The organism is Nonomuraea sp. NPDC049400 (assembly GCF_044466425.1).
Lineage (GTDB): Bacteria > Actinomycetota > Actinomycetes > Streptosporangiales > Streptosporangiaceae > Nonomuraea.
Window position 1 is genome coordinate 45,320 of sequence record NZ_JBITMP010000045.1, and the last position, 24,859, is coordinate 70,178.

22 protein-coding genes are annotated in these 24,859 nt (G+C 70.8%); 11 read left to right on the top strand and 11 right to left on the bottom strand.

Features of this window, described 5'->3' with window-relative positions; translation table 11 throughout:
• Window positions 1-4: 4 nt before the first annotated feature.
• Complete coding sequence (locus ACIBVN_RS45535) at window positions 5-2,098, bottom strand: glycoside hydrolase family 36 protein (RefSeq protein ID WP_397146532.1); 2,094 nt, start codon at window positions 2,096-2,098, stop codon at window positions 5-7.
• A gap of 88 nt (window positions 2,099-2,186) precedes the next feature.
• Entirely contained in the window at window positions 2,187-4,235 is a 2,049-nt protein-coding gene (locus ACIBVN_RS45540; RefSeq protein WP_397146533.1) for a hypothetical protein, read from the bottom strand.
• Window positions 4,236-5,203: 968 nt separating this feature from the next.
• On the opposite strand from ACIBVN_RS45540, the gene ACIBVN_RS45545 reads away from it, so the two are divergent.
• The 6 genes from ACIBVN_RS45545 to ACIBVN_RS45570 all read left to right on the top strand — a co-directional run bounded on the left by ACIBVN_RS45545 (window position 5,204) and on the right by ACIBVN_RS45570 (window position 8,567).
• Entirely contained in the window at window positions 5,204-5,470 is a 267-nt protein-coding gene (locus tag ACIBVN_RS45545) for a hypothetical protein (protein WP_397146567.1), read from the top strand.
• A complete protein-coding gene (locus ACIBVN_RS45550; protein ID WP_397146534.1) occupies window positions 5,356-5,643 on the top strand; it encodes a helix-turn-helix domain-containing protein in 288 nt (95 codons plus the stop codon). Before ACIBVN_RS45545 ends, ACIBVN_RS45550 begins: the two co-directional genes overlap by 115 nt.
• Window positions 5,644-6,079: 436 nt before the next feature.
• Window positions 6,080-7,138 carry a Glu/Leu/Phe/Val dehydrogenase dimerization domain-containing protein gene (locus tag ACIBVN_RS45555; protein WP_397146535.1) on the top strand — a complete coding sequence of 353 codons (1,059 nt, stop codon included), beginning with the start codon at window positions 6,080-6,082 and terminating at the stop codon, window positions 7,136-7,138.
• A 19-nt stretch (window positions 7,139-7,157) separates the two neighbouring features.
• A complete protein-coding gene (locus ACIBVN_RS45560) occupies window positions 7,158-7,571 on the top strand; it encodes a DUF2000 domain-containing protein (RefSeq protein WP_397146536.1) in 414 nt (137 codons plus the stop codon).
• Window positions 7,568-8,146 (top strand): DinB family protein, encoded by a 579-nt coding sequence (locus ACIBVN_RS45565; protein WP_397146537.1) that lies wholly within the window; start codon window positions 7,568-7,570, stop codon window positions 8,144-8,146. Before ACIBVN_RS45560 ends, ACIBVN_RS45565 begins: the two co-directional genes overlap by 4 nt.
• Window positions 8,147-8,162: 16 nt before the next feature.
• Window positions 8,163-8,567, top strand: coding sequence for a hypothetical protein (locus ACIBVN_RS45570; protein ID WP_397146538.1), 405 nt, complete (start codon window positions 8,163-8,165; stop codon window positions 8,565-8,567).
• A gap of 214 nt (window positions 8,568-8,781) precedes the next feature.
• On the opposite strand, the gene ACIBVN_RS45575 is transcribed toward ACIBVN_RS45570, so the two are convergent.
• Window positions 8,782-9,291, bottom strand: a complete 510-nt coding sequence (locus ACIBVN_RS45575; RefSeq protein WP_397146539.1) for a MarR family winged helix-turn-helix transcriptional regulator — start codon at window positions 9,289-9,291, stop codon at window positions 8,782-8,784.
• Window positions 9,292-9,393: 102 nt separating this feature from the next.
• On the opposite strand from ACIBVN_RS45575, the gene ACIBVN_RS45580 reads away from it, so the two are divergent.
• Window positions 9,394-10,176, top strand: coding sequence for an alpha/beta fold hydrolase (locus ACIBVN_RS45580; protein ID WP_397146540.1), 783 nt, complete (start codon window positions 9,394-9,396; stop codon window positions 10,174-10,176).
• 35 nt (window positions 10,177-10,211) lie between these two features.
• Complete coding sequence (locus ACIBVN_RS45585; RefSeq protein WP_397146541.1) at window positions 10,212-10,721, top strand: cupin domain-containing protein; 510 nt, start codon at window positions 10,212-10,214, stop codon at window positions 10,719-10,721.
• A gap of 91 nt (window positions 10,722-10,812) precedes the next feature.
• On the opposite strand, the gene ACIBVN_RS45590 is transcribed toward ACIBVN_RS45585, so the two are convergent.
• From ACIBVN_RS45590 to ACIBVN_RS45610, 5 genes are all read right to left on the bottom strand, one after another.
• Window positions 10,813-11,673, bottom strand: coding sequence for a helix-turn-helix domain-containing protein (locus tag ACIBVN_RS45590; RefSeq protein WP_397146542.1), 861 nt, complete (start codon window positions 11,671-11,673; stop codon window positions 10,813-10,815).
• Window positions 11,674-11,710: 37 nt separating this feature from the next.
• Window positions 11,711-12,520 carry an alpha/beta fold hydrolase gene (locus ACIBVN_RS45595; protein WP_397146543.1) on the bottom strand — a complete coding sequence of 270 codons (810 nt, stop codon included), beginning with the start codon at window positions 12,518-12,520 and terminating at the stop codon, window positions 11,711-11,713.
• 531 nt (window positions 12,521-13,051) lie between these two features.
• Window positions 13,052-13,447 carry a hypothetical protein gene (locus ACIBVN_RS45600; RefSeq protein ID WP_397146544.1) on the bottom strand — a complete coding sequence of 132 codons (396 nt, stop codon included), beginning with the start codon at window positions 13,445-13,447 and terminating at the stop codon, window positions 13,052-13,054.
• An 11-nt stretch (window positions 13,448-13,458) separates the two neighbouring features.
• Window positions 13,459-14,820, bottom strand: coding sequence for a NucA/NucB deoxyribonuclease domain-containing protein (locus tag ACIBVN_RS45605; protein WP_397146545.1), 1,362 nt, complete (start codon window positions 14,818-14,820; stop codon window positions 13,459-13,461).
• A gap of 3 nt (window positions 14,821-14,823) precedes the next feature.
• A complete protein-coding gene (locus tag ACIBVN_RS45610; RefSeq protein ID WP_397146546.1) occupies window positions 14,824-15,282 on the bottom strand; it encodes a hypothetical protein in 459 nt (152 codons plus the stop codon).
• A gap of 109 nt (window positions 15,283-15,391) precedes the next feature.
• Between ACIBVN_RS45610 and ACIBVN_RS45615 the strand changes: the two genes are divergently transcribed.
• Window positions 15,392-19,180: a helix-turn-helix domain-containing protein gene (locus tag ACIBVN_RS45615; protein WP_397146547.1), complete on the top strand. Its 3,789-nt coding sequence runs from the start codon at window positions 15,392-15,394 to the stop codon at window positions 19,178-19,180.
• Window positions 19,181-19,802: 622 nt separating this feature from the next.
• On the opposite strand, the gene ACIBVN_RS45620 is transcribed toward ACIBVN_RS45615, so the two are convergent.
• Together ACIBVN_RS45620 and ACIBVN_RS45625 are read right to left on the bottom strand one after the other, a co-directional pair.
• Complete coding sequence (locus ACIBVN_RS45620; RefSeq protein WP_397146548.1) at window positions 19,803-20,543, bottom strand: type II CAAX prenyl endopeptidase Rce1 family protein; 741 nt, start codon at window positions 20,541-20,543, stop codon at window positions 19,803-19,805.
• A 145-nt stretch (window positions 20,544-20,688) separates the two neighbouring features.
• Complete coding sequence (locus tag ACIBVN_RS45625) at window positions 20,689-22,086, bottom strand: hypothetical protein (RefSeq protein ID WP_397146549.1); 1,398 nt, start codon at window positions 22,084-22,086, stop codon at window positions 20,689-20,691.
• Window positions 22,087-22,613: 527 nt separating this feature from the next.
• On the opposite strand from ACIBVN_RS45625, the gene ACIBVN_RS45630 reads away from it, so the two are divergent.
• Complete coding sequence (locus tag ACIBVN_RS45630; protein WP_397146550.1) at window positions 22,614-22,973, top strand: ArsR/SmtB family transcription factor; 360 nt, start codon at window positions 22,614-22,616, stop codon at window positions 22,971-22,973.
• Window positions 22,974-23,099: 126 nt separating this feature from the next.
• Window positions 23,100-23,372, top strand: a complete 273-nt coding sequence (locus ACIBVN_RS45635) for a hypothetical protein (RefSeq protein WP_397146551.1) — start codon at window positions 23,100-23,102, stop codon at window positions 23,370-23,372.
• 43 nt (window positions 23,373-23,415) lie between these two features.
• On the opposite strand, the gene ACIBVN_RS45640 is transcribed toward ACIBVN_RS45635, so the two are convergent.
• Entirely contained in the window at window positions 23,416-24,852 is a 1,437-nt protein-coding gene (locus ACIBVN_RS45640; protein ID WP_397146552.1) for an MFS transporter, read from the bottom strand.
• Between the last annotated feature and the right edge of the window lie 7 nt (window positions 24,853-24,859).

The window sequence follows — 24,859 nt, forward strand, 5'->3', positions numbered from 1 at the left end:
TCTTTCATGAGGCGGTGCGGATGCGGAAGATCCGGGCGGAGAGTGGCTCCTCGCCACGGGACGTGAGCGTCAACACGCCAGGGCCGGGCTCCCAGTCGCGATCCCAGTCCGGCAGGTGCCGGGGGTAAAGGAGGTCGATCTCGACCGCACGGCCCGCCAGGTGGGGCAGGTCGAGCCGTACGGACCACGCGTCGTCCCGCCGCCAGACGCCAGCGTATGTGGTGTCGCCGGCACGTAGCCCCAGCGCGAGGGAGCCGTCGTCCCAGCGCGGCAGCCCGAGCGGCCACAGCGGCGTCGCGCGGGCCAGGTCCGCGCGGATCTCCTTGTGGACGCGTACGGCGTCGCGGACGGAGTCGAGCTGCGCGGCGCTCATCCCGTCCAGGTGGCCGGACAGGTAGAGCCGCCCCAGCATGCCGGTGCACAGCGCGAAGGCGATCTCCTCGTCCGACATGTCGGGTTGCGGGTACGCCCAGCTCGCCGACTGCTCGGGCAGCACCGACATCGGCGCCGCCACCGCGATCGGCGGGTAGAGCCGGAAGTCCTGCTGGTCGCTGGTGGACTGCAGGTGCAGCCTGGACAACATCGCGTAGTCCATGCGCATGGCGCCCGACGCGCAGTTCTCCAGGGTGAGCCCGGGGTGGCGCTCGAGCACGCCCTCCAGCCAGGCCAGGTGGGCCCGGTTGCAGGCCAGCAGCCCGTCCCCGGCGCTGTCGGCGTCCAGGTCGGTGCCCGCGCCCGGGTCGATGTTGTAGTCGAGCTTGAAGTAGCCGACGCCCAGCTCCGCCACCAGCCGGTCCACGACCTGGTCCAGGTGCGCGACCGCGCGGGGATGGCGCAGGTCGAGGTGGTAGCGGCCGTTCTCGACCAGGCGCACACCGCCGCGCTGCAGGAACGCCTCCGGCGGCAGCTTGTCCGCCATGGGGCTGCGTACCCCGATCACCTCGGGCTCCAGCCACAGGCCCGGCACCATGCCGTGCTCACGGATGCGGCCGAGCACCTCCTCGATGCCGCGCGGGAAGCGCGTCTGCGACGGCTGCCACTCGCCGACGCTGTCCCACCAGAAGCCGTCCTCGTCGTACCAGCCGGCGTCCACGCAGAACACCTCGGCTCCCGCGGCCGCGGCAGCGTCGATCAGCGGCAGCAGCTTGGCCGTGGTCGGGTCGCCCAACAGCGTGTTCATGTAGTCGTTGAACACCACCGGCAGCCGCTCCCGGTCGGGATGCGGCCGGACGATCGCCCGCCGGTGCGCGGTCAGCGCCGCGGCCGCCCCTTCCAGTCCCTCGCCGGACATCGCGACCGACACCGGCACCGTGGTGAACGACTCCCCGGGCGCGAGCCGATGCTGCCACTGGTGGTCGATGTCGGTCGGGCCGAGCAGCGCGACGTACGGGCCGTCGAGCCGCTCGCCGACCTCCCAGCGCCAGGGGCCGTTGTGCTCGATCTGCCACAGCCACGCCTGCCCGCTGTCGCGGTCGATCAGCCCGCCCGTGGGCAGGTGGCCGCCGGTCGACCAGGTGCCCTTCCCGACGACCGCGAGCCGGCCGCGCCCGTCCTGCCCGTGCGAAGGCAGATGCAGATCGGGTACGGCTTGCGCGCGGAGGGCCTCGCGGACCCAGCGGCTCTCACCCAGCCACTCGCTGTCGGCCCGCACCACGTCGGTGGAGTCCACCGAGCCCGCGAAGGCGGCGGCGAACGACGTGACGCCCAGCAGCAGCACGGGCTCCTGGCCGCGGTTGGTCACCCGCGTCCACGCCTGGAACGCGGCCACCCCGTCCGCCGAACGGAGGAACACTTCGGCGTCCAGCCCGCTCTCCGCGTCGTGCAGGTGCACCCGCAGGACGTGCCACGCCCCGTCCGTGCGCTGGTCGCAGCCCAGATAGGCGAGGCGCCGGCCGACGGCCGTCTGGGAGAAGCGGTGCGAGGAGTGCGCCCGTCCGGTGCCCGGGAGCAGCAGCTCCACCAGCGGTTGCGTCGCCCGGGGCCGGTGCGCGGTGGCGGCGTCGCCGCGCGACAGCGACCGCACGCCGACCGGGCCGTCGGGTGAGACGTCGAGCACGACCCGAAGGCTCGGGTGGCCCCAGACGACGCTGGTGTTCATGGATCTCCCTTGCTTGTTCTGGCGTTCCGGCCGAGCGGTGCTTGCTCTGGCCGAGCCGTCCTTGCTCTCTGGCCGAGCGATGCTTGCTCTAGCCGAGTGGTGCGGCGATCTGGATGCGGTCTATGTCGGGTGCGTAGCGGCTGGAGGCGTTGCCGAACGTGATCGTGTTCTGGCCGGCGGCCAGCGTGACGTCCACGACCGTGGTGCGGTAGTTCGACCAGCCCAGCGTGTTGCGGAAGTAGTGCCGGACGGCTGAGCCGCCGTTGACGGAGACGTCGGCGTAGCGGTCGACGATGTTGGTGTTGTAGTTGGTCGCGCCCTCGCCCAGCTCACCGTTGGCGTACGTGACGACCATGCGGTAGCGGCCGGCCGATGGGACGGTGACGTTGTTGAAGCGCAGGGTGTTGGCCGCGCCGGCGCCGATGAAGCCGACGTAGCCACCGCCCGAGGCGGCCGAGTTGGACGCCACCCTGGCGGCGCCGCCCAGCGTGTTCGCGCCGGACTCGGCCTCGTACGCGGAGATCGTGCCGGCGGACGAGGTCACGTCGACGTGGTCCAGCTGGGCCGAGCCCACGTCGAGGCGGTTGATCCCCGCTGTCAGGAACACCTTGGCGGTGACGTTGTTCCAGCTCGTGGCGGCGGGCAGGGTCACGTCGGTCAGGTCGGAGCCGTTGAGCCGCAGCCTGACCACGCGGGCGGCCTGAGCCGAGTAGCGCAGGCCGATGGTGTAGTAGCCGTCCGCGGGCGCCGTGACCACGAACTTGGTGCTTCCGTCCACGTAGGAGACCGGCCCGTACGTGATCGAGCCGGACAGGGCCGCGTACTCGGCCTCGTAGCGGGAGCCGTTGGCCGCGGCCCTGGCCGGGGTCACGATCACGTGGTACGCAGAGGAGCCCTTGAGCCCGGTGAGCGGAATCGTGATCTGGCCGCCGCTCGCGGTGAATTCCGCGTCGGTGAGCTGGTACGGGCCGGGGGAGGGGTTCAGCCCGGTGCTGTCCACGCCCCAGACGGTGGCGCGGACCGTGGTGCCCAGGGCGCTGGGGATGCCCTTGACGACCAGGTTCGTGTCGTACGTGCCGCTGGCCGGGTTGTTGCCGCCGAAGATCACCCTGGCCTGCTTCTTGGCCTGGTCGAACGCGGCCAGACCCTGCAGCGAGCCGCCCACGGCGGGCGGGGTGACGGCCACGGTGTTGCCGGTCAGCTCGCCATACCACTTGTACAGCCACCAGCCACCGGTCGCCTGGTTGTTCCTGGTGACCAGGTCGTTCAGCCCGCCGGCCGTCGTCCAGTACGCCAGGCACCCGTCGACCTTGCTGTTCTCGAACTTGGCCACGAACTGCACCAGATTGCCCGGCACGCCCAGATCGCCCGACGACCGGCCGTACTCGTTGATCGTGATGCTTCTGGGCGAGATGCCGAGGCTCGACTCGATCGCCCGGTAGTCGGAGTAGTGCGTGTGCCAGCTCGTGAAGAAGTCGTTGCCCAGCTCGTGCCAGGTGGTGACGTCGGGCAGCACGCCGTTGTCCCGCGCGAACTGCATGAACGTGCGCATGTCGGCCGAGCGGTAGCTCGCGAAGTTGGGGCCGGCGATGCGGGCGCCGGGGTCGAGTGAGCGGATCCGGCGGTAGACGGTCCGGTAGTCGTTCATGAAGCCGGTCAGGTTGCCGCCGTACCAGATCTGGTCGGGCTCGTTGAAGGGGACGTACACGTACGAGGTGCGGTACGGGTCGGCGACGACCTTCCTGACCATCGTGTTCACCTTGGCCAGGTAGTCGTCGATGCCGAGGTTCTCGTACGGCCACTGCTTGTAGATGTCCTGCATGTAGATCTGGATCTCGCGGCCGCCGGCGCGCTTGACCATGGGGGCGACCTTGAGCGCGTCACCGTTCGGGTGCTGCAGGCCGTCGGGGGCCTTCTGGGCGGTGACCTGGGGCTTGAGGGCGGCCAGCATGGTCTCGTTCGGGATGCCCTCGTCGCCGAGCCCGTACAGGAAGCCGGTGGCGCCGTACCGCAGCGCGCCGGTCTGGGTGGCGAGGTCGACGACGAGCTGGGACGCGGCCTGGGCTGGGGCGGCATGCACGGCAGCGGTCACCATGACCACCGCCAGCACCGCTGACCAGGCATTTTTCCTCCTCATGACAGGACAACCTCCTTGCGTGCTTGGGCGGTTTTCGCGCCCGTGGGGGGACGCGGAGGTGCTGGATGTGACCGGTCACATCGCCTTGAAGCATGAGTGTGACCGCTCACATTGGCCAGGAAAAGACCCTGTTACCAGGTTGTTACCGCCAAATGTCGACCGAGGGGCCGAGGGGTAAGTGGGCCGAGCGCGCCCACCCGTTGCCCCGCTGGATGGTGGGCCTGCTGGAGCCCGCCCCGAACAAAGGTCTTCGTTGTGGCGGCGCTTCGCGCCGAGAGGCTCAGGCGCTCTTGTTCCAGGCGCCTTCGGCGCCGTCGAGGCCCGCCCGTTGACCGGCGAGGCGGTGGGCCGACTGACGCCCGCCCCGGACCGGCATCGCTTCGGGCGTTGGTGGGCCGATTGGCGATGGGGGCGGTTCCTCTGGAGGGAGGGCCTGGGCTGGGAGAGCATTGATCGGGGCAGGGCGGGACTGGCTCAATGCACGGTCGACGAGGACGGCGGACCCGCGTTTGACCTTGACGCGACGGCAGGTGAAAGCGGCCTGACCAAGCTGCGGGAGTCGGGCTGAGAGCCCTTTCACCTGCATGGGCACCTCACACCATCGATAGCCGTCGCCCTTGGTCCGGGGATGTCGGCCGGCGCTCATTGTGTTCGCGGGGCGCGGCGCAGCAATCACCCCACAAACTCGCCGGGCGCGGAGTGGCTTGCTGCTGACGCCACCGGTTTGTCAGTGCGATGATCTCAACCTGTCGACAAGGCACGCATGTTGTCGTGAGGGGTGTCGTCCTTGGAACCGCTGAGGCAGAAGGATTCGGCCCGGACGGCGGACGGACGGGTACTGGCAGCGGGCCGCCACATCTCCCGATTCCATCCCTCGGGACAGGTACTCCACCGCGAGATGATCCTGCGCGCGGCCGTCGCTGCTCGGCCGGGAGCTGGAGCGGCCCGGTCCGGTCTCGGACGCGATCTTGCCCGCGCTGCTCGACACCCTGCTGCTCTACGTCATGCGGGCGTGCCTGAGCGATCAGGCCAAGACCGCGGCCAGCGGCTGGGCGGCCGCCCTCGCCGATCCGGCGATCAGTGCCGCCCTGCACGCCATCCACGACCGACCTGCACATCCGTGGACCGTGGAGGCGCTCGGAGCGGAAGCCGGCCTCTCACGCGCGGCCTTCGCGCAGCGATTTACCGCAACCGGGGGCCAGCCGCCGCTGGCCTACCTGACTGGTGGCGCATGACCCTCGCCGGCCAGTTGCTCACGCAAAGCGACGCCAACCTTCGCACGATCGCCCGGAAATGCGGTTACGCCTCGGAGTTCACGTTCGTCAGGGCCTTCACCCGGGAGTACCGGACTTCTCCCGGCCGCTATCGCAGAGCGCTCGGAACGCCTGAGACCTCAGACATCTACTGATGACCGGTTCGGAACCTCGCCTCCACCCGGCGCGCTAACAACCAACTCACCTGTGAGCGGGTGTCCGACGCCAGGGCCGGGGAGCTCAGGCGCGACCCGGGACCTGTCGTCGACCGACAGGACGGGAGTGGCTTGGCTCAGCACCTCGGGGCGCAGCCGGTAGCAGATCCACGGCCCGCGGCGCTCGCCCTCGATGAGCCCGGCCTCGCACGGCCACGAAGATCGACTCATACACCACGTCCTGGACGTGACCCCAGCGGCGATCGACTACGCGAACTGGGCGAACCGATCGGCAGAATTGCCGTATCACCGAACGACATTCATCCCGTTCGCCGTTCACCGCGGGCATTCCGACCATTCGTTCGGTTCTGTTGGCACACATGGTCCATATGGCCAATTCTTGGCAGTGATACCGGTCAACCGGAAGGACAACACAGTGTCCGCGCAATTCGATCACGAGCAGGTCGTCATACGCACCGGCCTCCGCTCCGGTCTCCCGGTGATCGTCGCTGTGCACTCGACGAAGCTCGGCCAGGCGGTCGGCGGATGCCGCATCTGGCGTTACGCCGACTGGCGCGATGGGCTCGCCGACGCCCTGCGCCTGTCAGCCGGCATGACCGCCAAGTGCGCCGTCGCCGGCCTGGCGAATGGCGGCGGTAAGACCGTCGTCGCGGTGCCCGAGAGCACTGGCCTGGATGCGACGCTGCGCCGCAGGGCGCTGGAAGACGTGGCGGACGCCGTGGCGTCCCTGGACGGGGCGTACGCGACCGGTCCGGACGTCGGAACCACACCGCAGGACATGGCGGTCATCGGCGAACGCACCGCGCACGTCTTCTGCAAGCCGGAGGAATGGGGCGGCAGCGGCGACTCCTCACCGGCCACCGCGCTCGGCACGCTGGCCGCCCTGCGCGCAGTCAGGCAACGCCTCCACGGCGCCTCCACACTCACCGGCGCACACCTTTCGGTGGTGGGGCTCGGCAGTGTCGGCCTGCGGCTGGCCCGCCTGCTCGCCGCCGAGGGAGCCGACCTCCTGGTCAGCGACATCGACCCCGCCAAGCGCAAACGCGCCGGCGAACTCGGCGCCACCTGGGTCGCGCCCGACGAAGGCCTCACCGCGGACGTGGACATCCTCGTTCCCGCCGCGCTCGGCGGAGTCCTCACCGAGCAGGTCGTGCCCGAGCTACTCTGTTCCGCCATCGCCGGACCCGCCAACAACCAGCTCGCCACCCCGGACGTCGCCGACCTCCTGCACCGGCGCGGCATCGTCTGGGTGCCGGACTACGTCGCCGGCGCGGGCGGCGTCATCAACGCGCTCACCGTGGAACTGCATCATGGCACCGCCCAGGAGGCACGCAAGCGCGTCGAGGCCATCGAGCACACCGTCGCCGACCTCCTCCACGCGGCGGACCATCAGCAGGTGACACCCGCCGAGGCCGCATCCCAACTGGCTCAGCGCCGCCTCGACACCGTCCTCTCAGTCCCCGCCGCTCCGTGATCCGAATGGAAGACCCACCATGCCCCTGGCCACCAAGCTCGTCCTCGTGGTCCGCGACAACCTCGAGCCCGCGCTGGCGGTGAACGCGGCCGCGGTGGTCGGGCTCAGCCTGGGCGCCCGTCTGAGCGACCCCCTGGGCGGCGACGGCGTGGACGGCGGCGGCGGATGGCACGCGGGCCTGAACCTTCACCCGGTTCCCGTCTTGACCGCTCCCACTGACGAACTACGAGAGCTGCACCACCGCGCCCTGGCCCGGGAGGACCTGATCGCCGTGGGCTTCAACGAGGTGGCCCGGCGCGCCCGTGACTATGACGACTACCTCGCCACGTTGACGACCACCCCGTCGGAGGACGTCGAGTTCGTGGCCGTCGCCGTATTCGGTCCGCGCAACCGCGTGACCGCCCTCACCAAACGACTCCCCCTGCTCGGGTGACCCAGAAAGGCCGAAGAAACCTGAACGACACGAGCCGCCGGAGAAGAAGCGAGATCTTCGGTGAAGAGGAAGACAACCGGTTCGCCTTCCCCGCGATCGGAGACGAACGCACGATGCTCGCCGACGTCCTCGCCGCGCAGCGGGCGACGCTCGAGCTGAAGTGCAGGGGTCTGAACGCCGAGTTGGCCCGGCGAGCCGCGGAGCCCTCCACGCTGTCACTGCTGGGGCTGATCCGGCACCTCGCCGACGTGGAGCGCCGCTGGTTCAGGACGGTGCTGGCCGGCCAGGACGCGCCGCCCCGCTTCTCTTGCGCCCAGGACCCCGACGGCGACTTCGACGGCGCCGTGCCGGACGCTGCGGTGATCGCCGGCGCCTGGCAGGCCTGGCGGGAGGAGGTGGCCTTCGCCGACGCCTACGTCGCCGAGGCACCTCACCTCGATGTCGAAGGCCATGACGCCTGGCGCGGGCGGGTCTCGCTGCGCTGGGTACTCATCCACATGGTCGAGGAGTACGCCCGGCACAACGGCCACGCCGACCTGCTCCGCGAACGCATCGACGGGGCGAGGGGCTTGTGAGCGAGGAGCCGCACCTTTGGTGGGGCAGCGCCGGATCGGTGCCGAAGTCGCCGCCAGGATCGAAGCGCGCCTGGGTGCTCTGCGGCATCTCGATGACCAGATCGGGTCGGCCGAGGTATACGACACGGCTGCAGCCGAGATCAGGTTGACCCGGCGCCTCCTGCAGGAGACCACGCACAGTGAGCAGGTGGGCCGCCGACTCTATGGGGCAGCGGCGGAGGCGTGCCGCCTGGCGGGCTGGTGTGCTTATGACAGCGGACACGACGCCGACGCCGAGCGGCGCTTCATCGCCGCGCTCCGTGCCACAGCCAGCGCTGGCGACGACACGGTCCGCGTGCTCGCGCCGACCTCCGCTGCACCGGTGGCGACCCCCGCGGCGCCCTCGATCTGCTCGACGGCGCGCTTGCAGCCCGCCGCGTAACGTCTCCGCGCGTGCAGGCGCTGCTGCATGCACGCGCCCGCGTTGTACTGGCTGAACTTGGGCGAGTTTCACCAGTTCGCCGGCGGCGCGGCCCTCAGTCTGGGGGCGCCTCGCCGGGCGTTGGAGCACTTCGACGCGGCTGTTCAGGGCGACGACCCGTACGACGGCAGCAGGAGGCGCGCGGTGCCGCCATCTACGTTCATCACATGCCCTCTCAGCGGGCGGTGTGGGGGGCGGTGTCGCCGTGGGATTCCAGCATGGTGGCGAGTGTGGTGGCGAGGTGCCGGCGTTCGTCGGCGTCAAGACTGTGCAGCAAGCGGGCCTCGTTGGCCAGGTGGAGGGGAAGGACCCGGTCGATCACTTCGAGCCCTCGCGGAGTGAGGCGGATCTTGACAGAGCGGCGGTCGGAGGGGTCTGGTTCGCGGGTGACCAGATCTTTCTCAGCCATGCGATCGACGCGCAGGGTGACCGCCCCGGTGGTCACGAGGGACGCCTTGAGGAAGGTTTTCGCGGTCAGCTCGTAGGGCTCTCCGGAGCGGCGCAGCGTGGACAGGATGTCGAACTCGCCCGGTTCGAGGCCGTGGTCGGCGAGGAAGTCCTTGATCTCCTTGTCCCACAGCCGGGACAGCCGCATGATCCGGCCGACGACGCCGATCGGCGAGACGTCGAGGCCGGGGCATTCGCGGCGCCACTGCTCCAGCACCGCCGCCACCGCATCCGCCATGATTCCTCCCACAGAAGATAGATGAGCGCTCGTTTAATTAACACTCGCGCAACTGCTGATTATCTTAGCACTCACTTAATGACCTCTCGCCTAAGGAGTGACATGCCGTTCACCCGTGCCTCCAACACCCGCGTCCACTACGAAGCCGACGGCCAGGGGCCCGGCCTTGTCCTGGTCCACGGCATCGGCGGCGACGCCGAGAAGGTCTTCGGCAACGTCGTCGACCACTTCGCCGACACCCGCACCGTCATCCGCCCCAACTTCAGCGGCAGCGGCCAGACCGAAGACGACGGCGGAGAACTGAGCGTCGACCTCATCGCCGACCAGATCACGGCAGCGATACGTGACGCGTCCGACGACCCCGTGGACCTGCTGGGCTTCTCCCTCGGCGCGGTCGGCGCGGCCGCGGTGGCCGCCGCCAACCCCGACCTGGTGCGCCGGCTCGTCCTCGTCGGCGGCTGGGCACACTCCACCGGCCCGCGCGACCGCTACTACTTCCAGACCGCGCGCAAGCTGCTGGACACCGACCGCGAGCTGTTCAAGCGGTTCTCCGCCCTGACCGGCTTCAGCGCCGCCGCCCTGGACCGGTTCGGTCACGACGGACTGGCCCAGTCGCTGGCCGACGCCTGGCCCCCGGCCGGCATCAGCCGCCAGATCGACCTCGGCCTGCGGGTGGACATCAGGCCGCTGCTGCCCGCGATCACCGCGCCCACGCTGGTCGTCGGCTTCGCCGACGACGCCATGATCCCCCTGGAGGGCTCCCGGCAGCTGCACGAGGCGATCGCCGGCAGCCATCTGGTGGAGATCGCGGGTGAAGGCCATATGGACTGGTTCGCCGACCCCTCCGACCTCGTCGAACTCGCCCGCGACTTCCTGAACGCCTGACCCTCGGCCCCCCCTTCTTCGTCCAAGGAGTAACCGTGTCCTACCCCGACCCCCGCTACTTCGGTGAGCAGGGTGAGATCAGCGCCAGCTTCCGGCCCGCGACCGCCGCGCCCGACTTCGTCTCCAAGCCGGTTGCCACCGACGGCCCCAACGTCTCCCAGGGCACCGCCTACCACTACCTGTCCACCACCGTCTCCACCGGCGGTGAGTACGGCCTGTACCGGGTGGACATGGGCCCCGAGGCCGCCGGGCCCAGCACGCACTTCCACAAGGCGATGTCGGAATCGTTCTTCATCCTGTCCGGAACCATGCGGCTGTTCGACGGCCGGCGCTGGATCAACGCCACATCCGGCGACTACCTGTACGTACCGGTGGGCGGGCTGCACGCCTTCCGCAACGAATCGGGCGAGCCCGCCTCCATGCTGATGCTCTTCGCCCCCGGCGCACCCCGCGAGGAGTACTTCGAAGGCGTCACCGAGTTGGCCCGCCTCAGCGAAGAGGAGCGTGCCGAGTTCTTTCTCCGCCACGACAGCTTCTTCGTCTGACCCCGGCCGGCCTTGAGGGTGCGGGCAGCCTCGGTGATCGAGACACCGTCGTCGACCAGGCGGCGTAGTGTGACCAACTCGGCGGGGCCGATCACGCGCGGTCGGCCGGTCTTCTTGCCGATGAAGCCGGCCACGCAACGTCGTCGATCGCGAGCCACGGCGCGACGGCCAGGGCCGTGGGCGTGAGCCCGGCAAACGTCGTGACCTCGCGGTGGAGGTGGGACTGGTCGACGTAGCCGCTCTCGGTGGCAACGCGGGCGGCGGCGTGACCCGCCGCGAGAAGGTGGGCGGCGTGGTCGAAGCGCACCAGTCGGGCGGCGCGTTTGGGTGTGATGCCGAGTTGGGACCGGAAGCGGGACCACAGGCGCTTGCGGCTCCAGCCGACCTCGTCCGCCAGGCCGTCGATCCGCACCCGCCCCCGGCTGGTGAGCATCTGCCGCCAGGTGTAGGCGACCTGCGGATCGACCGGTGGGTGGGCGCCCAGCCGTCGGCCGAGGATGTCCACCGCGATCGTGAACCGCTCGTCCCACGACGCGGCGGCGCGCAGCCTGTCCTCGGCCCGCCCGGCGTCGCGGCCCCAGACATCCTCAAGGGCTACCACCGTCCCGCTGAGCTCGGTCGATGCGCCGAACAACGCAGCCGCCGCGACCGGCTCCAGCCGGATCTGGAGGCACTCGCCGACTCCGCAGCCAGTTGCCCGAAGATCGCCGGGGAGGAGCCCGACGACGACACTGCCGCGCTCGTGCCGTCCATGGGTTTCGTAGACGACGCCTTCTCCCTCGCTCAGATCGACGAGCAGGGTGACGGACGGGTACGCGACCATGGCGATGTCCACAAAGGCCGGGGCACGATGGCGGAACCCGGCCATGCTGACCCCCGGCAGCCGAACCGACGGGCGTGGGACTGCGACGTCCACCCACGCCCGGTCAGGTGGCGTCCCGGTCGACAACACCTGACCAGTCTAGGCCTCAGGGATCATGGGTGGGCTGTCAGCGGCCCGTTGCCGTGAAGCCCAGCAGCAGTTTGCTGGTCGTCTCGGGCGCTTCCAACATGGGGAGATGCCCGACGCCGGGCAGCAGCTCGACCCGCGCGTTCGGCACCGCGCCGTACTGGTGCGCCGACGACGGCTCCCAACGGGGGTCGGCAGCGCCGAAGATCACCAGCACGGGGACCTCGAGGGCGGCCAGACGCTCGGGCACGCTCCGCTCGGCGATGTACGCGGTGCTCCGGCGCAGCACCGTCCTCATCACGCGGTAGGTGATGCCCCGTACGTCGGCGACCACGTCGTCCGGAAGGTCCACCGGGCGAGCGGCCGTCGCGCTGATCCCCCTGCGGATCATCGCATCCGAACGCCTCGACCACAGGAGCGGGCCCAAAGGCGGTGCCAACAGGACCCGAAGGATGAACGGCTGCCGAAGGAGCGCATCCAGACTTGGGCCGCTACTGATCAGTGCAAGCGAACCCACGAGGTCAGGACGTTGTTCGGCAAGCGCGGTGGCGACGTAGCCGCCGCTGGAGTGCCCGACCGCGGCGACGTGACGAAGGCCGAGATTGTCCAGCAGCGCCGCCACCTGGCCCGCCTGCGCAGGCACGTCGTACGACGGCGCGGGCGGGGACTGGCCGCAGCCCGGGAGGTCGACCCGGATGACGTGATGGTGGCCGGCCAGTGCCGGGACCACCGCGCTCCAGAAGCCGCCCGAGGCGCCCGATCCGTGGATGAGCAACAACGGCGGCCCCTGCCGCGGGCCGTCATGGACCACGTGCATCCCACGCGAGTGCTCAATGTCGTACTCACTCATGCGGAGACTATGCACGTGCGGTCGACTATCAGTCTTGGACAAATGTTCCCGCGGAGTTGACGACCGACGGCCCGCCACCATCGTCGCAGTCCCCGGAGGGCGGCGCCGTCATCGGCAGATGAGGACGACATCGCCCTTCCAGCAAGGGGCACGATCGATCAGCCAGCACTGCGTGCTTGCGGGCAGGTCGAGGCCACGATGCCGAACACCTCGCCATCCTCACGATCGTGTCGCCTATCCCCCCGAGATCTGCAGCGAACCCGCCTAGTTGGCGGCTAGTTGGCGGCTGGGGACACGTTCGGGAGAAGACCCCCCAGTTGCGACCCGAGACGCTCGCTGGAGTCTCGCTTCCCCTCCACTCAAGCGTCCAGCCGGACTGCCCGAGGTCGAGGGAGCGGGCGCGATGCCCGTTGTGTACACATGCGGTGGCCGTTCTTGATCGTCCGGCGCCAAGCCCCGCCGCCGGCTGCAGCGGACGATGTGACGCGGGCTCGGAGGACGCAACGGTCCTCCGAGCCCGTAGATCGGGGATCAGCACTCGCCGCGCCAGCGGACCCGCACGATCTGGACGGGATCGTTCGGGGTGTAGAGGTAGTACTCGCCGGGGCCGGGATAGTAGTGCACGCACCGCGTGTACGGGCCAGAGCCGTCCTGGGCCCGGTAGAAGGTGACGTCCACGTGGTCGGCCCCGGGATAGGGATGGCCGTTGTTGAACAGGAAGACGCCGTAGACGCTCCCGGTCCAGTTGCCCGCCGTGGACCAGCCGGTGGGGCTGTCCGGTCCGCCGGAGACGCAGAAGTGGCCGCGCTGGCAGCCCGGCGGCGGGCCCAGGTCGGCCGCGGCGGGCTGGGCGGCGACGGTCAGCGCCGCCGCCGACACCAGTGCCGCCGCCGCTCCGGCGCGGGCGATTCTGTTGATCAGGGCCATGGCGAAGCCTCTCAGGGGTTGATCTTCACCCAGAACGGGTCGTTGACGTGCAGGATCCGGTCGTCGAAGAAGAAGGCATTCAGCGAGCCGCCCGCCGAGGTGTTCTGCGAGGGAGGCACCCACCGAACGGAGAAGTCCCAGGTGCCGCTGCTGGCGCCCTCGGCAGTCGAGCGGAAGGGGTACTCGTCGCACTGCCAGCCCTCCGCCTCCTGCTGCGCCGTCTTGGGCGGCAGGCCGGTCGTCGCGTTGTAGGGGCCGTTGCGGTTGCAGGCGTAGTTCTTCCAGGTCGTGTTCGCCGCGGCGATGGTGCCGCTGCCCTCCACGCGGTGCAGCGAGCCGTACTCGGGGTCGGGGTCGGGCTCCCAGCGGCCCGGGATGACCTTGCGGTGCGACTCGATCGGGTAGGAGGTGTCCGGGCTGAGCTGGGCCTCGTGGATGTGCCGGGCGACGGCTGCGTGCTTGCGGCTGGAGAGGCTGTACTGCAGGTGCGGGATCACGTCGGTGAACACGCAGGCCTGGTCGAACGCCTGCCCGAAGCGCGAGAAGTAGTCGGCGGAGTCGCAGCGGAACGGCCAGTCGTTCGTCTGGCCCGCCGGGATCTCCGGATACTCCAGGGACGTGGCGTCGGTGACCAGGTGCCAGTGAGGCGAGGTGATCTTCTCGCGGGTGGAGTCGCCGGACCGGGCGGGCGAGGTCACGTCCCAGGAGGCCCAGTCGGTGGTGGTGTTCCAGGCCGCCCAGGTCTTCCTGGCCGGCGTTCCCAGGTTGTTGCAGTACGGCGCCGCCTCGGCGCACGCGGGGTGCACCGCGAAGGGCTGTCCGCTGGGGACGCCGGTGGTCCAGCCGACGTACCGCACGGACCCGGCCACCGGCCGCCAGAACACCCGGATGGCACGCTGGGTGTTGCTGCCCATCGCGGCCATCTCCCACGTGACCTCGACGCTGCCCATGTAGATCACGGTGCCGGCCGAGGTGCGCTTGGTGTAGTTGGCCCGGTAGCCGACCGTCTGGCACCACAGCAGCCGGTTGTAGGTCCAGCCCTCCGGTGTCTTGGCCTCTTCCTTGGCCAGGCAGTTACCGGTGTCCGGCTGCGGCGGCGTGGCGGGGAAGGCCGTGATCGCGGCCAGCTTGCTCACGCTCTGCTGCGAGCGGCCGTCGGCGGAGACCTTGTCCGCGTCGTAGTAGGCGTGGTTGCCGCGCTCCGCGGCCCTGCGTAAGGCGCGCAGGCGGGCCTCTTCCGGCGCCAGAGGCTCCTTCTTGGCGGCCGTGGTGCCCGGCGAGGGCGGCGGGGGCTGCGCGTGGGCGGGGGTCACCGCGCCGGCGCACAGCACGAGCGGGATCGTGAGGGCCGTCAGGCGGGAGCGCAGGGACATGGCTCACTCACCCGACCCGGAGGGCAGCACGTCCTCTTCCCAGGGACACCAGCCGAGCCCCGGTATCGGCCCGTAGTTCACGCCGCCGGACACGTGCGTGGCGGGGAAGCCGCCCCAGCCACCGGCCGCCCAGGCCTCGTCGGCCTCCGTGTAGAGCCAGATGTCGTTGACCCAGTCACCGACCGGCGGGTTTTCGGGGCCGTGGGCCTGGCAGACGAACCAGTTGTCGCCGGCGTACAGCCTGCCGACCGGCTGCCACCGCCCGTCGACGTAGTTGTAGACGTCGCCGGCCCGGTAGTTGTTGCAGTAACGGGTCGCCCACCGCTGTCCCAGCGTGTCGGTGACGGTCGGCCCGGTGCCCCAGCAGCCCTCTGCGGCGGCCTGGGCCGGTAAGGCGGTGAGTACGGTCGCCGCGGCCGCCGCCGCGACCGTCACGCAGGAAATACGTCTGACTACGGACATGACTCTCCCTCGTCATCAGGTGTGGTCATGAGTGCTGGTATATGGCCCGCGGATTGTTCGGTGTCACGCGGTGGACACCGAACAACAACTGCTGAACAATGAAGCCGGCTTGAGGATCACAACGGGGGTGGAGATGCCTCGCCGCGAACGGCCGCTCGGCGCCGGTGACGAAAAGCTGTTACGGTTCGCAGCCGACCTGCGACGATTACGCGAAAAGGCAGGCAGCCCCTCCTACCGTGAGCTCGCCCAACGCGCGCATTACTCGGCCGGCACCCTGTCGGAGGCCGCCGGAGGGCGGAAACTGCCCAGCTTGGCGGTGACTCTGGCATACGTGGAGGCCTGCGGCGCGGACCCGGAGAAATGGCAGGAGCGGTGGATTTCGCTGGCCGCGGAAATCAACCGGCCGGAGCCGCGGGAAACATCAGAGGAAAGACCGCCATACGTCGGGCTGGCCAGTTTCGGGCCGGATGACGCCGACCGGTTCTTCGGCCGGGAGCGGCTGCTGGAAAAGCTCCGCGCCGGCCTGAATGAGCATCGTTTTCTGGCGGTGCTCGGCGCGTCGGGATCGGGAAAGTCGTCGCTGTTGAGAGCGGGTCTGCTACCGGCCGCGCAGGCATTGTTGCTGACCCCGGGGCCGCATCCTTTCCGTGAATGCGCGGTGCGGCTCGCGGCCCGGCTCGGCGTCCCGGCGGGCGCGCTGCTCGCCGACCTCACCGCCGGCCGCCGCAACCTGGGGCTGGCCGTCCGCCAGGTCGTGGCCAAGGAAGACCGTGCCGGCGACCTCGTGCTCATCGTCGACCAGTTCGAGGAGGTGTTCACGCTCTGCCCCGACCCGGCCGAGCCGGCGGCGTTCATCGATGCGCTGGTGAGCGCGGCCCGCGAGCCCGGCAGCCGCACCCGTGTGGTCCTCGGCGTGCGCACCGACTTCTACACCCACTGCGCGCGCCACCCCGACCTGGCCGAGGTGCTCCAGCAGGCCCAGATCCTGGTCGGCCCCATGACGACCGAGGAGCTGCGCCAGGCCATCACCCGCCCGGCCATCGAGTCCGGCCACCGTGTGGAGGGCGCGCTGGTGTCGCGGCTCGTCGCCGAGGCCAAGGGACAGGCCGGGGTGCTCCCGCTGGTCTCGCACGCGTTGCTGGAGACCTGGCGGCGCCGTCGCGGCAACACCCTCACCCTGGCCGGGTACGAGTCCACCGGCGGCATCGAGCACGCCATCGCCCGGACGTCGGAAGCGCTCTACGACGGGCTGAGCGAAGCGCGGCAGTCCGTCGCCCGGCAGCTGTTCCTGCGTCTGACCGCCCTCGGCGAGGGCACCGAGGACACCAAGCGCCGCGTCGGCCGCGACGAGCTCGCCGACGACGAGGGGCTGCTCGGCGAGCTGGCCGCGGCCCGGCTCGTCACCCTCGACGGCGACAACGTGGAGATCGCCCACGAGGCGCTGATCCGCTCCTGGCCGCGCCTGCGCGACTGGCTCACCGAGGACCGCGACGGGCTGCGCCTGCACCGCCAGATCACCGAGGCGGCCGAGGCATGGGAGGCCGAAGGGCACGACGAGGGCGCGCTGTACCGCGGCACCCGCCTCGCCGTCGCCAGGGACTGGGCCGCCGCCAAGAACCCCCTCCTGTCGGCCAGGGAGAAGGAGTTCCTGGAGGCCGGGATCGCCGCGGCGGCGCGGGAGCAGGCCGCCGCCCGCCGCCAGGCGCGCCGCCTGCGGCAGCTCGTCGCGCTGCTCGCCGTCCTGCTCGTCATCGCCACGGCCACCACCGTGAACGCGGTCGGCAGCGGCCGTATGGCGGCCGGGCAGCGCGACATCGCGCTGTCGCAGAAGGTCGCCGCCGACGCGGCCGAGGTGCGGGCGGCCAACCCCGCCCTGGGCGCGCAGCTCGCGCTGGCCGCCTACCGGCTCTCGCCCACCGCCGACGCCCGCAGCAGCCTGCAGCGCACCTTCGCCACCCCGTACGCCACCCGGCTGACCGGGCACACCGACCGGGTCAACGCGGTCGCCGTCAGCGCCGACGGGAGCCTGCTCGCCACAGCGGGCCGCGACGGCACGGCCCGGCTGTGGCGGATCACCGACCGGCACCGCCCCGAGCCGCTGGCCGTGCTCGCCGGGCACCGCGAGAACGTCAACGCCGCCGCCTTCAGCCCCGACGGCCGCCGCCTGGCCACCGCGGGCTGGGACCACACCGCCCGCCTGTGGGACCTCACCGACCCCCGCCGCCCCCGCCAGCTCGCCGCGCTGCCGCACGGCGACGACGTCAACGCGGTCGCGTTCAGCCCGGACGGCCGCACCCTCGCCTCAGCGAGCACCGACAAGACCGTCCGCCTGTGGAACGTCGCCGGCCAGAACGCCCTCCGCCCGCGGGCCACTCTCACCGGCCACACCGAGGCCGTGGTGTCGGTGGCGTTCAGCCCCGACGGTCGCACGCTGGCGACCGGCGCCTTCGACCGCGCCGCCGCCCTGTGGGACGTCAGCGACCCCGCCCGCCCCGGCCCGCCCCGCCTGCTCACCGGCCACGCCGACGCCGTCGCCTGGGTCGCGTTCAGCCCGGACGGCCGCCTGCTGGCCACCGCGAGCAACGACCGCACCACGCGCCTGTGGGACCTCGCCGACGGCACGAACGTCGTGATCAAGGGCCACCGGGACGTCGTCAGGTCGGTCGCCTTCAGCCCCGACGGCCGTCTCCTCGCCACCGCCAGCCTCGACGACACCGTACGGCTCACCGACGTCACCGATCCGAGCCGGCCCCTGTACGCGACCACGTTCACCGGCCACACCGGCAACGCCGTCTCAGCCGCCTTCACCCCCGACGGCCGCACGCTGGCCACCGGCAGCGACGACTACACCGCCCGCCTGTGGGACCTGCCGGCCCCGGCGCTCACCGTCCCCACCTCCGCCGTCTACTGGCTCGCCTTCAGCCCCGACCGCCGCACCCTGGCCGCCGTGGGGGAGGACCACGCCGTACGGATGTGGGACGTCGCCGACCCCGCCCGCCCTCGCCTGCGGGCGGTCCTCACCGGCCACGGTGACGAGATCTGGGGGACGTCCTTCAGCCCCGACGGCGGCCTGCTGGCGACGGCGAGCAACGACAAGACGGTCCGCCTCTGGGACGTCGCCGGTGGCCGCCCGCCGGCCACCCTCACCGGCCACACCGCCAACGTCAACGCGGTCGCCTTCAGCCCGGCGGGGCACCACATCCTCGCCTCCGCCAGCCTCGACCACACGGTCCGCCTCACCGACGTCAGCGAGCCCCACCGCCCCCGACTCCTCGCGGGCTTCATCGGCGGCCTCGACGGGCTGAACGCCGTGGCCTTCAGCCCCGACGGCCGTACGCTGGCCACCGCGGGGTGGGACCGCCTGGCCCGCCTCTGGGACGTAACCGACCCCCGCCACCCCGCCCCGCTGGCCGCGCTTCCCGGCCACACCGACGGCATCAACTCTCTCGCCTACAGCCCGGACGGCCGCACCCTCGCCACTGCCGGCTACGACGACACGGCCCGCCTCTGGGACGTCACCGACCTCCGCCGGCCAGTCCCGCTGGTCACCATCACCAGCCACACCGACAACGTCAACATGGTCGCCTTCAGCCCGGACGGCCGCACCCTCGCCACGGCCGGCAGCGACGGCGTCACCCGGCTGTGGGACCTCGCCGATCGCCGCCGCCCCCAGGAGCGCTCCTCCCTGCAGGCCCATTCCGACCGCGTGTCGTCGGTCGCGTTCAGCCCGGACGGGCACACCTTGGCCACCGGCGGCTACGACCGCACAGTGCTGCTGTGGGAGACCGACGCCGCCCGCCTGGCCGCCCGCGTCTGCCGGACCGCGTACCCGCCGATCACCAGGGCCGAGTGGGACCAGTTCTTCCCCGGCCTGCCCTACCGCCCGCCCTGCCCATGACCCTTATCAGGCTTTGGACGGATAAAGGGGTCATTCTCCAGCGTCGTCTCTCGCCTCGCTCCTGGCGTCCAGACGCCGAAACCGTAGCGGCGATCACCTCTGCCGAACGGCCGTGTTCACCAGACCGCAACCAAACCCAAGCGGAGGGTCACATCATCCGAGACGCCGGGTCGCTGACCTGCGCCTCACCACCCCGCTGCCTGATCGCGGACGGCGCACGGCCCAGCTCCCGCGTGATCTCGGGGACCGATGCCTTCCCCCGAACCCGCGGGGTCGTCCGCCCGGCGGTGGCAGCGGCGAGGAGCGTGCGCGTCCTGACTCCAGGAAGAAACATAGCGCGTCGAACGCCACTCGAACCAGCTTGCCGGTTTCGCTGAGCTCACTGCCGCCCTGGTGCCCACTGGGTGGTCACAACTGGGGCCGTGCCAGCGGATCATGGCCCAGTCGCCCCTCCTGGCCCGCCTTGATGTGGGTGTGGCCTTTGCTGCCGATCGTGTTGATCGGCATCGGTGTGGTGATGCTCGTGAAGGCGGGCGCCTTCGGACTGTAGCCCGCTGGGCTCTCGCAGAAACACTCATCTCTGCGAGCGCTCGCGTCTGCCCCGGCCAGCGTCTTCACCGGCTCAGATCAACGCAGCGGCCAGCAGGAAGATCGCAGTTCCGTGGGCGAGGGCGGCGGCGATGACGCCGGATCGCAGTCGCAGGAAGGCGCAGATCAACCCTTCGTAGAGGGTGAAGGCCAGCAGTGGCCAGCCGACATCGGTCACGGTCGAGGCCAGGAAGGCGTGGCAGGCGGCGAACAGCAGGGCCGACAGCAGGGCCGCGCGAACGGCTCCGGCGTGCTGCTCCAGGCGGCCTTGCAGGAACCCGCGGAAGAGCACCTCCTCGGCGAGGTTGCCCGCCAGGCTGAACAGCAGCAACACCGGCAGCAGCGTGACCGCGACCGCGCCGCCCCGCGTCGGCAGCGGTGTCGGCAGGGACAGCAGCAGCACCGGCGCGGCGGCCAGCATGCCGCCGCCGATCCCCCAGGCGAGGGTGGCCGGGGTGAGTCGGCCCCAGCGCACCAGCGAGCGAAGGCCGCTGTCCAGCTTCAGCACGGCGGCGGTCAGCGCCACCGTTCCGAGAGCGAACAGCAGCAGGATGCCCGCCTGGTCGGTGAAGCGCAGCCAGGGCACTCCTCCTGCGGCGCCCAGCCGCCAGAATCCCAGCGGTGTCATCGCATCCCTGATCAGCACGAACCCGAAGATGAGGGTCAGGATGCGCAGCAGCGGGTCGTGCTCGGCGCGCGCCAGCGCGAAGCAAGCGCCGATGAGCAGCAGGCCGGGCAGGATCCGGACGCCGTAGGCCAGGAGGTCGGGCAACACGAAGACGTCTCCGTTTCTTCGAAGAAGGAGGAGGCTGAGGAGGGCGGGGCGATCGCCTCGCCCTCCCCTGCGAGCCGTAGGGGAACGACAGTGGTGGGCGACCACCGCGGCGGTGGTGGTGTGGCCGTGGGTGGGGTGGTGGTGATTAGGGACGTCCGGAACCGGCCGGGTCCATGCCGGTGGCCGAGAGCGGGATGACGGCGCGTACCTTGCCGCCCGCGCTGTGCTGGATCGGTTCGCTGGCGTGTTCGAGGCGCACATGGCCGAGGCCGTGGCGGGACAGCAGGTCGCGCATGCGGGTCTCGACCCGATGCCAGAGGGTTGCGGGGTCGCTGCCGGGGGCGGGGTGCAGCCGGATGCGTAGCGTGGCCGGCGCGGTCTGGACGATCTGGAACAGTTCCAGGCCGGGCACCGCTTCCAGCAGCGTGGCCAGCGGCAGCGGTGCGAGGGTGACCGGCGCCTGTTCCCCCGCCGGGCCGGGGAAGGTGAGCAGTTCGGCGGCGCGGCCCTGGACGCGGACGGCCGGGCCCGGGCTGCCGCACGGGCACGGATCGGGCCGGAGCACGACGCTGTCGCCGAGGTCGTAGCGCAGGATCGGCTGCACATGGTTGGCCAGATTGGTCAGCAGCACGGTGTGCGACGGCTCGCCCGGCGCCACCGGCCGGTACCGCTCGTCGACGGGTTCGAGGACGGCCCAGTCGGCGTTGACGTGCATCCAGCTCTCCGAACAGCCGTAGGACAGGAACGGGCACTCGTTGCAGGCGTAGCTGGTGCGCACCTTCGCCCCCAGCGCGGCCGCGATGCGCGCGTACTCGCCGACGGGCAGGCCTTCGGCGGTGAGCATCACCAGGGCGGGGTTGATGTGCAGCCGTCCGGCTTCGGCCTCGCCGGCCAGCAGCGCGCCGATGCTGGCGTAGGGGGCCAGCACCGCCGGGCGGAAGGCGTTGAGCTGGGCCACCAGGTGGTGCAGCGGCTGGTGCACGCTGAAGGCGGCGACGCGGGAGCGGCCGCGCAGCCGGGCGGCGGCCACGGTGGAGGCGAAATGCCCGCCCTCGGGTATCACCAGCGCGATCCGGGCGCCGCTGCGCGCGATCCGGGCCACATCCCGCACGCTCAGCCAGCCGGCCAGCATCCGCGCCATCATCGCGGAGGTCACCGCCGTCGCGCGGGCGTCTTGCAGGAAGATGCCGTGCGTGCCGGTGGTGCCGGAGGTGGTGGACAGCGTGTAGCGGCCGGCGAAAGGCTGCCCGATGCGCGCCGGATCGTCGGCGAACGCCCTGGCCTCGGCGAAGGTGACGGCGGGATCAGTGACCCAATCGTCGAAGGTGGCCATCAGCTCGCGCTTGGTCGTGGGCGGCAGCAGGGCCAGGTCGGCCACTCCGGCCGGCAGGTCTCTGTACAGGTGCTGGTAGTAGGGGGAGCGGGTACGCGCCCAGGCCACGAGCTCGCTCAGGCGGGCCCGCTGCCGGGCGGCCGTCGCCCGCTCACCGCCCGCCTTGGCCGAGCGGGCGTCTGCCAGCAGCCGCAACGTCGAGGTCTTCATAGTGGTGTGGTGTCCCTTCTGGCCGGCGGCGCCGCGGTGGCGCCGCCGGTGGGTGATGGAGGGCCGGGCACAGCCCGGCAGGAGTCACGGCGTCGGTGACCGGCGTCTACCGGGGAGCGGGCCAAGCGGCGCTGCGCTCAATGGCCCGAGGCGGGCGATGAACGCGAGCAGGGAAATCAGCGCGCGGGGTGAGCGGCGCGCAGCGCAGCAGCTGGCAGGCCAGTCGTGGGCGCGGCAGCGTGGTGGAAGCCACGTGGAGGGAGTCCTTCCCAGGCGGTGGACAACCCGGCCGGGCATCCGCGAAAGGGGGCTCGGCCAGGCATGACTGCGTGGCCGAAGGTCTCGCCCACCGGCCGGTGACCGGTCCCCGCCGCCGGAGAACGCGAGGTTCTCAGCGTGTCGACGTGCGGGCGTTGCGGGCTACTCCCCTTCGGAGTGCCTCCAATCTTCCACACGTTTCGGAAGTCGCGCAAGTGTCGAAACATAGGATGAGAGGCAGGCCGTCGGCGCGAGACAATGGAGAGACGATGTCGACCTCCCCCGCACCGGGCTCACCCGGCGCCGAGCACCCGCCGCCGCCCCCCGCGCAGCTGAGGGCGGCGGCCGAGACGTTCGCTCTGCTGGCCAGCCCGATACGGCTCCACGTGATGTGGCTGATCACCCACGGTTCCTACGACGTCAGCACGCTGGCCACGCACGTGGGCATCAGCATCGCCACGGTCTCCCAGCACCTGGCCAAGCTCCGCCTGGCCGGCCTGATCACCGCACGCCGCGACGGCCGCCGGACGCTGTACGCGGTGGAGGACCCGCATGTGATCACGCTGATCGGCCAGATCTTCGATCACATCGCCCCCGACGGAAGCCTGGCACCCGACCCTCCCCGGTAGACGCGATCGACGCCAGATGCGGCGCCGTCCGTGAAACATCACAAAAATCTGATATCGCTCCACTCTTTCCATGGCATGACAAGTCCGGACTATCGCCGCCATGGCGATGGATAGTGATGCTGGCCCTTGCGTCAGCGCCGAGCACTCGCGACCGCGTCCGACGGACCTGCCCCGCTGGCGATGCCCGCCTGGTTGCTGCGCGCGACGCCGTACATGTTCGCGCTCATGGTCAGGACCCGCATCCGGCTGAGCACCGACCGGGTAAAGCGTGAGCTGGGCTGGGTCCCCGCGTGCCCGTCCTATCGCGAAGGGCTGGCCACCGTACAGTCCGATGGCCAGTTCACGGTCGAGTACGACACGGTCAGGATCACCGTGACACCGGCCTCGTCCCGCGCCTGACCAGCACATTTACCGAAATATCCGCACGAGGTGCGGTGAGCCGTCACCGGCGGTCAGTCGCGCGGTGCCGTGGCAGCAGCATGCTGACCACCGCGATGGCCAGGCCGAGTCCGGCCGCTATGAGGAAGACCAGATCGTAGCCGGTGGCGAGAGCGGCGGGCGAGGAACTCCCGCCCGCCTCCGACGCGGCTCTGGTGCTGGCGACCGTCGCGAGCACCGCCAGGCCTACCGACCCGCCCACCTGGCCCGCGGTGTTGGCCAGACCGCCGACGATCCCCGCGTCACCCTCGGCGACGCCGGCGGTGGCCGTGGCCATGAGGGTGGGGAAGGTGAGCCCGATGCCGGTCGCGATGAGCAGCGTAGGCCCGAGCACGCCGGTGAGGTAGCCGCTGTCGGAGTGGGCCTGGGCGAGCCAGCCGAAACCGGCCAGGAAGCAGGCGCTGCCGGCCAGCACCAGAGGTCGCACACCGGTTCGCGGCAGCAGTGGAGCGGCCCACCGCGCGATCACCAGGAACGTCACCGCCGCGGGCGTCTGCCCGAGCCCGGCCTGCAGGGCGCTGTGGCCGAGGACGTTCTGCAGGAAGAGCGACGTGAAGTACCACATCGCGATGGGAATCGCGCCGAACAGCAGCAGCATGCCGTTACCGACGGCCACCCCGCGCATTCTGAACAGCCGCAGGGGCATCATCGGCTGGGTGGTGAAACGCGCCTCCACCACGGTGAAGACAACGAGGAGGAGCAGGCCCGCCATGACCGGCCCGACGACCAGCACCGACGTCCAGCCGTGATCGGCGCTCTGCATGACCCCGTAGATCAGCGCGGCCAGCCCCGCCGTCCCGGTGACCGCGCCGGCGAGGTCAAGCGATTCTTGCCGGCCGGTGCGCGTGCGGGCCAGCGCCATCATGGCCACGACGATCAGCACTGCGCCGATCGGCACGTTGATGAGGAAGACCCACCGCCACGACAGACCGGTGGTGATGGCACCGCCCGCGACCGCGCCGGCCATCCCGCCCACACCGCCGGCGGCAGACCATGCGCCGAACATCTTGGCCCGGGCGTTCGGCTCGGTGAAGGAGGTGTTGATCACGGCCAGCGTCGCGGGGGCCATCATGGCGGCTCCGACGCCCTGCGCGACGCGGGCCGCCACCAAGACCTGCGGAGCGGTCGCCAGGCCACCCACCAGACTTGCGGCGGAGAACAACAACAGACCGGCGACCAGCATCCGCCGCGGGCCGAACAGATCGGCCGCGCGACCGCCCAGCAGCATGAAGCCGGCGAAGGTGAGCAAGTAGCCGTTCACCACCCAGGCCAGGCCGGTAGGGGTGAAGCCGAGTTCTTCGCGGACCGAGGGAAGGGCGAGATTGACGATGGACGAGTCCAGGATGACCATGAACTGGCAGGCACACGCCAGCGCCATGATCATCCATGCGTGGGCGGCGTGGGGCCTGGCCGGCTGAGGTGCGGTATTGACGCTCGTCATGACCTTT

What these genes read in the sequence shown, in the direction of transcription:
- ACIBVN_RS45535 (WP_397146532.1), bottom strand. Translation starts at nt 2,098, where the DNA reads ATGAACACCAGCGTCGTCTGGGGCCACCCGAGCCTTCGGGTCGTGCTC.
- ACIBVN_RS45540 (WP_397146533.1), bottom strand. Translation starts at nt 4,235, where the DNA reads ATGAGGAGGAAAAATGCCTGGTCAGCGGTGCTGGCGGTGGTCATGGTG.
- ACIBVN_RS45560 (WP_397146536.1), top strand. Translation starts at nt 7,158, where the DNA reads ATGCCCCTGGCCACCAAGCTCGTCCTCGTGGTCCGCGACAACCTCGAG.
- ACIBVN_RS45575 (WP_397146539.1), bottom strand. Translation starts at nt 9,291, where the DNA reads ATGGCGGATGCGGTGGCGGCGGTGCTGGAGCAGTGGCGCCGCGAATGC.
- ACIBVN_RS45580 (WP_397146540.1), top strand. Translation starts at nt 9,394, where the DNA reads ATGCCGTTCACCCGTGCCTCCAACACCCGCGTCCACTACGAAGCCGAC.
- ACIBVN_RS45595 (WP_397146543.1), bottom strand. Translation starts at nt 12,520, where the DNA reads ATGAGTGAGTACGACATTGAGCACTCGCGTGGGATGCACGTGGTCCAT.
- ACIBVN_RS45600 (WP_397146544.1), bottom strand. Translation starts at nt 13,447, where the DNA reads ATGGCCCTGATCAACAGAATCGCCCGCGCCGGAGCGGCGGCGGCACTG.
- ACIBVN_RS45605 (WP_397146545.1), bottom strand. Translation starts at nt 14,820, where the DNA reads ATGTCCCTGCGCTCCCGCCTGACGGCCCTCACGATCCCGCTCGTGCTG.
- ACIBVN_RS45610 (WP_397146546.1), bottom strand. Translation starts at nt 15,282, where the DNA reads ATGTCCGTAGTCAGACGTATTTCCTGCGTGACGGTCGCGGCGGCGGCC.
- ACIBVN_RS45625 (WP_397146549.1), bottom strand. Translation starts at nt 22,086, where the DNA reads ATGAAGACCTCGACGTTGCGGCTGCTGGCAGACGCCCGCTCGGCCAAG.
- ACIBVN_RS45630 (WP_397146550.1), top strand. Translation starts at nt 22,614, where the DNA reads ATGTCGACCTCCCCCGCACCGGGCTCACCCGGCGCCGAGCACCCGCCG.
- ACIBVN_RS45640 (WP_397146552.1), bottom strand. Translation starts at nt 24,852, where the DNA reads ATGACGAGCGTCAATACCGCACCTCAGCCGGCCAGGCCCCACGCCGCC.